The sequence below is a fragment of the Herminiimonas contaminans genome (genome assembly GCF_015645465.1).
GTDB lineage: Bacteria > Pseudomonadota > Gammaproteobacteria > Burkholderiales > Burkholderiaceae_D > Oxalicibacterium > Oxalicibacterium contaminans.
Window position 1 is genome coordinate 116042 of sequence record NZ_JADOEL010000013.1, and the last position, 8588, is coordinate 124629.

General features: G+C 54.9%; 9 protein-coding genes. 7 read left to right on the forward strand and 2 right to left on the reverse strand.

Features of this window, described 5'->3' with window-relative positions; translation table 11 throughout:
• The first annotated feature begins 24 nt into the window (after positions 1-24).
• Genes IXC47_RS14920 through IXC47_RS14940 form a run of 5 tightly spaced genes read left to right on the forward strand, consistent with a single transcriptional unit; the run spans position 25 to position 5284 of the window.
• Positions 25-1497: an efflux transporter outer membrane subunit gene (locus IXC47_RS14920; RefSeq protein ID WP_195876145.1), complete on the forward strand. Its 1473-nt coding sequence runs from the start codon at positions 25-27 to the stop codon at positions 1495-1497.
• Positions 1494-1997, forward strand: coding sequence for a MarR family winged helix-turn-helix transcriptional regulator (locus tag IXC47_RS14925; protein WP_175625814.1), 504 nt, complete (start codon positions 1494-1496; stop codon positions 1995-1997). The genes IXC47_RS14920 and IXC47_RS14925 overlap by 4 nt, the downstream gene beginning before the upstream one ends.
• Positions 1994-4216 (forward strand): FUSC family protein, encoded by a 2223-nt coding sequence (locus IXC47_RS14930; RefSeq protein WP_195876146.1) that lies wholly within the window; start codon positions 1994-1996, stop codon positions 4214-4216. Before IXC47_RS14925 ends, IXC47_RS14930 begins: the two co-directional genes overlap by 4 nt.
• Positions 4206-4403, forward strand: coding sequence for a DUF1656 domain-containing protein (locus IXC47_RS14935; RefSeq protein ID WP_012079785.1), 198 nt, complete (start codon positions 4206-4208; stop codon positions 4401-4403). Before IXC47_RS14930 ends, IXC47_RS14935 begins: the two co-directional genes overlap by 11 nt.
• A gap of 11 nt (positions 4404-4414) precedes the next feature.
• Complete coding sequence (locus IXC47_RS14940; protein WP_195876147.1) at positions 4415-5284, forward strand: efflux RND transporter periplasmic adaptor subunit; 870 nt, start codon at positions 4415-4417, stop codon at positions 5282-5284.
• Between the two features lie 14 nt (positions 5285-5298).
• Here IXC47_RS14940 and IXC47_RS14945 read toward each other — a convergent pair whose 3' ends face one another.
• Entirely contained in the window at positions 5299-5916 is a 618-nt protein-coding gene (locus IXC47_RS14945) for an NADPH-dependent FMN reductase (RefSeq protein WP_195876148.1), read from the reverse strand.
• A gap of 220 nt (positions 5917-6136) precedes the next feature.
• Between IXC47_RS14945 and soxR the strand changes: the two genes are divergently transcribed.
• The gene (gene soxR / locus IXC47_RS14950) at positions 6137-6613 is read left to right on the forward strand and encodes a redox-sensitive transcriptional activator SoxR (protein WP_195876149.1); all 477 of its coding nucleotides are present in this window, start codon (positions 6137-6139) and stop codon (positions 6611-6613) included.
• Positions 6614-6755: 142 nt separating this feature from the next.
• A complete protein-coding gene (ycaC, locus tag IXC47_RS14955) occupies positions 6756-7382 on the forward strand; it encodes an isochorismate family cysteine hydrolase YcaC (RefSeq protein ID WP_175625819.1) in 627 nt (208 codons plus the stop codon).
• A gap of 68 nt (positions 7383-7450) precedes the next feature.
• Here ycaC and IXC47_RS14960 read toward each other — a convergent pair whose 3' ends face one another.
• Complete coding sequence (locus tag IXC47_RS14960) at positions 7451-8461, reverse strand: MFS transporter (protein ID WP_326838414.1); 1011 nt, start codon at positions 8459-8461, stop codon at positions 7451-7453.
• Between the last annotated feature and the right edge of the window lie 127 nt (positions 8462-8588).

Consider the following 8588-nt stretch of genomic DNA (forward strand, 5'->3'; position numbering starts at 1 on the left):
CACAAGCTAACGGGTGTTTGCATCATGAATCGAAGAATTGCTTATTTGGGTATTGCCTGCATGACGGCGCTGCTGAGCGCCTGTGCGGATATGGGCAATATCAAGCCACAAGCGCAGCGCATGGATGCGAATGCGCTGGGCAGCGGCTCGGTAATTAGCCAGTCCGCAGCCAACGATGCGGCGCTGTGGCCGCAGCAGCAGTGGTGGCATGCATATGGCGATGCACAACTGGATGCATTGATTGCGACTGCCTTAAGTGACAGCCCGAACCTGCACATTGCCGAAGCGCGCGTGCGCCAGGCGCAGTCCTATGCCGGTCTGGCCGAGTCGGCTACCTTGCCGAATGTCAGCGCGTCGACATCGATGACGCGTCAATTGTTCTCCGCACATGATTTCATTCCGCCACCGGAAGCAGGCAACTACGCCTGGTATAACCGCGTCGCGGTAGAAGCGACTTACGATCTTGATCTGTGGGGCAAGCATCGCCAGGAGTTGGCGGCCGCGCTGGATGAAGTAAAAGTATCGGCGGCTGAATCGCAGATGGCGCGACTGGCACTGGAAAACAATATCGTGCGCAGCTATGTGCAGCTGTCCCTGCAATATGCATTGAAGGATATAGTCGAAGATACCTTGTCGCATCGCGAAAAAGGTTTGCAGGTGATGCGCAAACGCCTGGCCGCAGGCCTGGCCACCGAGATGGACGTGACGCAACTGGAAGCAGCGATTCCTCCATTGCATATACAGATAGAGCAATATGACGAAGCAATCATTGTGTTGCGCAACCAGCTTGCCGCATTTACCGGCAAAGGTCCGGCAGAAGGCGAGAAGATCACGCGTCCGACACTGGCGCTGGATAACAATGCGTGGTTGCGTTTGCCTGCGGTGCTGCCTGCCGACCTGATCGGTCGTCGTCCCGATGTGGCGGCACGTCGTTGGGGTGTGGAAGCCGCCGGTAAGCAAATCGAAGCGGCCAAGGCGGCGTTTTATCCCGACATCAACCTGATGGCCTTTATTGGTTTCCAGGGCATAGGCTTTTCGAATTTCCTCAAAGGTGATTCGTCCATACGTGGCATAGGGCCAGCAATTTCATTGCCGATTTTTGATGGTGGCCGCCTGCGCAGTAATCTGGGTGCGCATACTGCAGCCTACGATATTGCCGTCGAAAGTTATAACGGCACCTTGATCCATGCACTGGAAAGCGTAGCCAACACATTGGTGGTAGCACAATCATTGCAGCAACAAAAAACATTGAACGATGGTGCGCTCGTGACAGCGAGCAAAGCGCGTACGCTGGCGAGCAAAGGCTTCGCTGCGGGCATGACCGACTTCCTGGTATTGCTTAATAGCGAGGTCGCCTTGCTGACGCAGGAGCAACAACGTGCACAAATCACTGCGCGCATGCTGGAAAGTCACGCTGCGCTGATGCTGGCGCTGGGTGGTGGATATCAAGCGGAACCGCAGCCGGAACAAACAAACAGCAACAAGGATAAGCCATGAGTAACTTTGACAGTACCGTACGTCGTATCGCGCGCTGTGGTGAGCGCATGCCCGAACATCCGAAGCAGTTGGTGACTCTGAGCCGTCTGGCGTATCACATCCAGAAGCGTACGCAAGATCAGCTGAATGCGGTGATGAAAGAACATGGCCTGACCAGTGTCAGCTATACCGCGCTGATGGTGCTCTATGGTTCGGATGAAGAAACGCAGCGTGCGTCGGACCTGGGTGATGCCTGCTCGGAAAAACCAGCCAACCTGACGCGTATTTGTAACGACCTCGAAAAGCAGGGCCTGATCAAACGTCGCTTCAGTCTGGAAGACCGTCGCAGTGTAGAGATATCGCTGACGACCGCAGGTCGCAAACGCGTCGAACAAGTGTCGCCGGATTACTGGGCTATCCTGCATCAGACCTATGAAGGCCTGACGGAAAAAGAATTGTCGCAGCAGGAAACCATGCTCCGACGCCAGCTCAGCAACCTGGAAGCAAGAAGCCCGGAATGAGCAGCAGCGTCGAAGCCACTGCGCCAGCCTCCACGCCAGCACCGGCTGCTGCATGGCACCGCCGCGCACGCGTGATTGCGCAGGATTGGCTGGAGACGGAAGGGCAGCGTTGGGTCTTCGTGTTGAAAACCTTGCTGGCGGCTTTCCTCGCTTTATGGATAGCGTTCCGTCTGGGCTTTGATTCGCCACGCAGCGCGATGATGACGGTATTCATCGTGGCCTTGCCGAGTAGCGGCATGGCGCTGGAAAAAAGTATTTATCGCTTGTTTGGCACATTGGTCGGTTGTGCTGCAGCGCTGACGCTGATCGCTTTGTTCCCGCAACAGGCAATGTTGCTCTTCATTGCGCTCGCATTCTGGGTCGCCTTGTGTACCGCCGGTTCTGCCCTGATGCGCAATGCGCGTTCCTATGGTTTCGTGCTGGCGGGCTACACGGCCTGCATGATCGCAGTACCGGCTATCGATGCGCCTTTGCAGGTATTCAATCTCGCAGTGTCGCGCGTGACGGAAATCTCCTTGGGTATTCTCTGTGCAGCACTGGTGAACGATGCCTTGTTTCCGAAACATCAGAGTGAGCAGCTGGTGCAGGCCGTGCGTCGTTTATATCGCAATATTGCGCAGTTGTGCAGCGATGCGATGCAAGGGCGTTTAACTCCGGAGCAATTGGAACGTTTGCACCTGCAGTTTGCTACCGAAGTGGCGGCACTGGAATCCGGCCGCGCCGCTGCTTTCTTTGAAGCTGGCGATATCCGTACACGCAACCAGCAATTGCACGCCTTCAATGCGGCAGCGATGGTCGGCCTGACCACATTCCATACCTTGCATCAATTGATGCAGCGCCTGCGCAATCGTGGCGACATGCTGGTGCCGGATGTGATGCTGCCTTTATATGAGGCTTTCTCGAATGCCTTGTTGGTGACGAATATCCCGGCGCGTACCGCGGTCGAAGTTGGTGTCACGCGCGACAAATTGAGTGCCTTGCATGCAGTCTTGCCGCAAATGATTGCCGAGGCGCGCGGGAATTTCCTGCGTCATGAATACAACGATGTGCAAAGGCTGAACCTGGATACGGCGCTGGAACTGATGCAGCGTTTCAGTGATGAGTTCTATCAGCTGGTGGTGATTTACCACGATCTGCCCAAGCGCCTGTCGGACAAACCTGCGAAGAATGCCCGACAGATCCTCAGCTACAGCGCCAAGACGCCACCGATGATTGCGCTGGCAGCAGGTTTGCGCAGTGCCGCCGCCTTGTTGCTGCTGACCTTGGCATGGCATGGATTGAACTGGCCGAGCGCAGGTGGTGCGGTCATCATCACCGTGATTTTTTGCGGGCTGGCGGCATCGTCGCCTCATCCTAGTGGTTTGATACGCCAGACCACGCTGGGCTTTGCGAGTGCGACGCCGTTTGCTTTCTTCTGTGCCTTCTTCATGCTGAATCACGTCGAAGGTTACATGATGCTGGTGCTGGCGATGCTGCCGTTCTTGCTGGTTGGTGCGTATATCAGTACCTGGCGCAAGGTGGCGGGTATCGGTATCGGCTTCAACCTGATGTTTGCGCAAATGATTGCACCAGAAAACCTGATGCGCTTCGATGTGCTGAACTTCATTAATGACAGCATGGCGCAAGTACTGGGCCTGGTTCTGGCCGGTCTGATGTTTGCCTTGATCCTGCCTGAGCATAAACAAGGGTCGCGGCGCCATATTGCTGATTCCTTGTGGGGCGAGGCTTTACGCCTGTGCATCAGTGATGCGGCCAACCTGCGCCATCATTTTGAAAGCCGGGTGCGTGATTTGCTGAATCAACTGAGCATGAGCATACGTGGTACGGCAGATGCCGACACACGTCGTACTCTGAATCAGGCGATCACCTTGCTGGAAATTGGCCATGCCATTATCGATTTACGTGATCTGAGCGCACGCCTCAAGCCCGGCCATCCGGCACGCGTGGCCAAAGAGAAGTGCGTCGCTAGCCTGGCTGATTACTTCCGCAAGCCGCAAGCGCCGCAGCATGCGCGTGCGCTGGCAGAGACGCAGGCCGCAGGCGTGATGCTACGCAGCTTGTTGCTGAATAAAGAAACATTGCAGGCGAACGAAGCGGCGCAATTGCAGCGCGCGCTGACTGACCTGCACCTGATCCATGCTTCCTTGCTGGATCAGTCACTGAACGAATTTTCTGCTGAAGCTGCATTGACGAACGGAGCAAACCATCATGCCGCGTGAGATTTCCATTTTTGGCGTATTGGCGCCATCGCTGCTGCTGGTCTTCCTGCTGGCAGTCGTCATCCACATTGGTGTCGACTGGCTGTGCGGCCACTTCGGTATTTATAAACATGTCTGGCATCGCTCGCTTTTCCGCTTGTGCCTGCTGGTTTGCATATTCGGCGCACTCGCGCTTGTTATTTACTAGGGATCATCGCTATGCGTACCTCCGCTTATCTTCGCTACATCATCACCGGCGTACTCTTGCTGCTTGCCATTTTATTTGGCAAGTATCTGTGGGATGACAATATGTATTCGCCATGGACGCGCGATGGCCGCGTCAAGGCCAACATCATCCACATCGCACCGGATGTGTCCGGCATCGTGACCACGGTCGAGGTGAAGGATAATCAGTTTGTGCACAAGGGCGATATCCTGTTCACTATCGACAAGAGCCGCTATGCACATGTGTTGACGCAGGCAGAAGCGACGCTGGCTGCGCAGCAGGCAGAAAAGGGTATGCGCAGCAAGGAAGCGGCACGTCGTAGCGGACTGGATGCTTCCATCGTCACCAGCGAGAACCGTGAAGCCGCAGCGTCGCTGTCATCGATAGCAGGTGCCAAGTATCAGGCAGCTGCAGCCGCGCGCGATACTGCGCAATTGAATCTGGAACGTACTGATGTGCGCGCACCGGTCGATGGTTATGTCACCAATTTACATGTGTATGCGGGTGACTTTGCAACTTCAGGCGTACCGCAGCTGGCCGTGATCGATAGTAATTCCTACTATGTCAGCGGCTATTTTGAAGAAACCAAATTGCCGTATCTGAAGGTCAACGATAAGGTCGAGATACGCCTGATGAGTGGCGGCGCGACCTTGCAAGGTCATATCGAAAGTATTTCGCGCGGTATTACCGATCGTGAAGCGAACACTGGCCGTGAATTACTGGCCGATATCAATCCGACCTTTAACTGGGTGCGCCTGGCGCAGCGCGTACCGGTGCGCATACGCATAGACGACCTGGATAAGGATCATCAGCTGGTGGCAGGCATGACTTGTACCGTGATCGTCCAGCCGGCCAAGAAGTAAGCAGCCGTTTTCCCTCAGGTGGCGACGATGCCGTACGGTATCGTGCGCCGCGCATCCTTCAGGGCGACCGCCCACCAATGCAGCTGCGCCAGCATCATCTCCATTGATTTTTCCGCACGTGTAGCTGCGTATAAACGCCCTTGGTCGTCGAACTGTTCCCATGCATTGGCAAAGCTGACGCTGTTGCGCATCGTCGCGACATGCAGTTCGGCAAACACCTGGCGCAATTGTTCGACTGCGCGCAAGCCGCCGGACACACCACCATAGGAAACAAAAGCCAGCGGCTTGGCTTGCCATTCGCGTGATACAGAATCGATCAGGTGCTTCAGCGGAGCGGGGTAGCCATGGTTGTATTCAGGCGTGATCACGATGAAGGCATCGGCGCGATCCAGGCAAGTCCTGAGTGCGTGCAGATCCGGATTTTGCTCGCTCTGTGGTTGTAAGGATAGCTTGGCCGGATCGACGATCTCCAAGGCAAATTCCTGATGCTTGCGGACTTGCGCGCTGGCCCAGTTCGCGATGATGTCGCAGTAACGTCCTTCGCGGATGCTGCCGTAGATCAGGACGAGATTGAGTTTCTCATTCGTTGCGCTTAATTCCCTGATGGCTATGGTTGGTAACAGTGCTGACATTGAACCTCCAAATGCTGTTTTTCTGCTGTTTTAGGTAATGCGCCGGATGAACGGTGCGCTGATAATATACTGTATATACGTACAGTTAAAAAGAAATAATTACATCCGTTGACCATCCTGCGGATGACGCCCTAAAGCGATGCCTGGCAGTGCATGGGACTTGCGCAACGGTGACGGCTTAGTGTAAAACCTCAACTTAACTTGAGGTCAAGAGGTTGCCATGAAAAAAATCCCGGACGGACAAATACACATGGAGCTGACGGTAGGAGAAGTCGCCACGCGCAGTGGTGTGGCCGTGTCTGCCATTCATTTTTATGAGGCGAAAGGCTTGATCAGCAGTCGCCGGAATACCGGCAACCAGCGTCGTTATGCGCGCGATGTTTTGCGCCGGGTGGCTGTGATCAAGGTGGCGCAGCGTTCCGGCATTCCGCTGGCTTCGATCGCCGCAGCGCTTGCCAGTTTGCCGCAAGGTCGGACGCCGACTATCAAGGATTGGGCGCGACTGTCGGCTGGCTGGCGCGCCGAGCTGGACGAACGCATAGCAAAGATGATGCAGTTGCGTGACCAGCTAGACCAGTGCATAGGCTGTGGCTGTCTCTCGATAGAGCACTGCAGTTTGCGCAATCCGAGTGACCAATTGGCTGAGCAGGGAGCGGGAGCGCATTTCCTGGACGATATAAAGGTGGGGCAAGAATAAAATCAATCGTTCCAAAAATAGGACGGTTAAGCGAAAAATTGCTATCTACCGGGCATTTTGCTTTCCAATTATTGTTCGTCTGTGGCCGGAATCAACCGCGCACAACCCCAGACAGATTCAATAATTTAAAGGAGAAATAGCCATGTCTAAACCTTACACCCGCCTCGACAAAAACGACGTTGCCGTTCTATTGGTAGATCATCAGGCTGGCTTGCTGTCGCTGGTGCGCGATATCGATCCGGACAAATTCAAGAACAATGTGCTGGCGCTGGCCGACCTCGCCAGCTACTTCAAACTGCCTACCATCCTGACCACCAGCTTCGAAGATGGCCCGAACGGCCCGCTGGTACCGGAACTGAAAGCGCAATTCCCTGATGCTCCTTACATCGCACGTCCTGGCCAGATCAATGCATGGGATAACGAAGACTTCGTCAAGGCCATCAAGGCGACTGGCAAAAAACAATTACTGATCGCTGGCGTAGTGACGGAGGTCTGCGTGGCATTCCCGGCTTTATCGGCCCTGGCCGAAGGTTATGAAGTGTTTGTTGTTACCGATGCGTCCGGTACCTTTAATGAAATCACGCGTGACGCTGCATGGGATCGCATGTCGCAAGCTGGTGCACAACTGATGAGCTGGTTTGGTGTCGCTTGTGAACTGCACCGCGACTGGCGTAACGATATCGAGGGTTTGGGTACGCTGTTCTCGAATCACATTCCTGACTATCGCAACCTGATTACCAGCTACAACACGCTGACCAAAGCGAAGTAAGGCTGTCGGCGGCGGCAATGAAAAAGGCCCATGCATGCATGGGCCTTTTTGCTTTTAGTCTTGCCTCGTTATTTGTTGACGATCTTGGCGGGCAGGCGGAGTGCCAGGATGCAGCCGAATATGAGGAAGCCGGCAAAAATAAACAATCCGAGGCCGGGTGTATGCGTCAATCCTTTCAGCCAACCAAGGATGTAGGTGGCAGCGAAGCCACCGATATTCGCAATCGATGCGATCAAGGCGATGCCAGCGGCTGCCGCGGGGCCAGTCAGGAAGGTCGCGGGCAGACACCAGAATGCCGGCAATGCGCCGATAATCCCGATGTTAGCGATCGTGAACCAAAATACCGTTGCGCTCGGGCTGTCGGTGGCAAAAGTGCTGCCGGCGAGACCGATAGCGCCGATGATCATCGGTATGGCGATGTGCCAGCGACGTTCGCGATATTTGTCGGAGCTGTAGCCCGCCAATAGCAAGGCGATGATGGCGAAGGCGTGGGGGATGCCGGTATAGAAGCCGATTTCCTGTGGGCTGCTAATCCCGGAGTCGCGGATGATAGTGGGTAACCAGAAGCTGATTGCATAGGCCGACATCATCAGACACATATCGATGATACCCAGTAGCCAGACGCGACCACTGGTGAAAGCATCCTTCAGTGAATGACGGTTTTCACTCAGCACGTCTTTGTCGAGATTGCCGCGCAACTCCTTTTTTTCATCCTGGTTGAGCCATTTGGAAGATTCGATATTATTGGGCAGCCACATAAATACAATCACGCCCAGCATGATGGAAGGAATACCTTCCAGCAAAAACAGCCACTGCCATCCTTTCCATCCGTAGACATCTGCGAATGCAGTCATGATCCAGCCGGATAGTGGGCTGCCTATCATCGCCGCCAGCGGCAAGCCAACCAGGAAGGTGGCCATGATCTTGCTGCGTTTGTGGGTTGGATACCAATAGGTGAGATAGAGCATCACGCCTGGAAAGAAGCCGGCTTCGGCCACGCCAAGCAAAAAGCGCACGACATAGAATTGCATCGGCGTGGTGACAAACATCGTGGCCGCTGATAATGCGCCCCAGGTAATCGGTAGTTGTCAACGAAGTTGTCGCGTCACTTCAAGCAGCTAACTTCGATATTTCAGGTGTAGCCCGTTCCGGGTTGAGCCACACCTCGTCCGTCAATTTCCAATTTCTTGTGGCGCCCGACCAGCG

What these genes read in the sequence shown, in the direction of transcription:
- IXC47_RS14920 (WP_195876145.1), top strand. Translation starts at nt 25, where the DNA reads ATGAATCGAAGAATTGCTTATTTGGGTATTGCCTGCATGACGGCGCTG.
- IXC47_RS14945 (WP_195876148.1), bottom strand. Translation starts at nt 5,916, where the DNA reads ATGTCAGCACTGTTACCAACCATAGCCATCAGGGAATTAAGCGCAACG.
- ycaC (WP_175625819.1), top strand. Translation starts at nt 6,756, where the DNA reads ATGTCTAAACCTTACACCCGCCTCGACAAAAACGACGTTGCCGTTCTA.
- soxR (WP_195876149.1), top strand. Translation starts at nt 6,137, where the DNA reads ATGAAAAAAATCCCGGACGGACAAATACACATGGAGCTGACGGTAGGA.
- IXC47_RS14940 (WP_195876147.1), top strand. Translation starts at nt 4,415, where the DNA reads ATGCGTACCTCCGCTTATCTTCGCTACATCATCACCGGCGTACTCTTG.
- IXC47_RS14925 (WP_175625814.1), top strand. Translation starts at nt 1,494, where the DNA reads ATGAGTAACTTTGACAGTACCGTACGTCGTATCGCGCGCTGTGGTGAG.
- IXC47_RS14930 (WP_195876146.1), top strand. Translation starts at nt 1,994, where the DNA reads ATGAGCAGCAGCGTCGAAGCCACTGCGCCAGCCTCCACGCCAGCACCG.
- IXC47_RS14935 (WP_012079785.1), top strand. Translation starts at nt 4,206, where the DNA reads ATGCCGCGTGAGATTTCCATTTTTGGCGTATTGGCGCCATCGCTGCTG.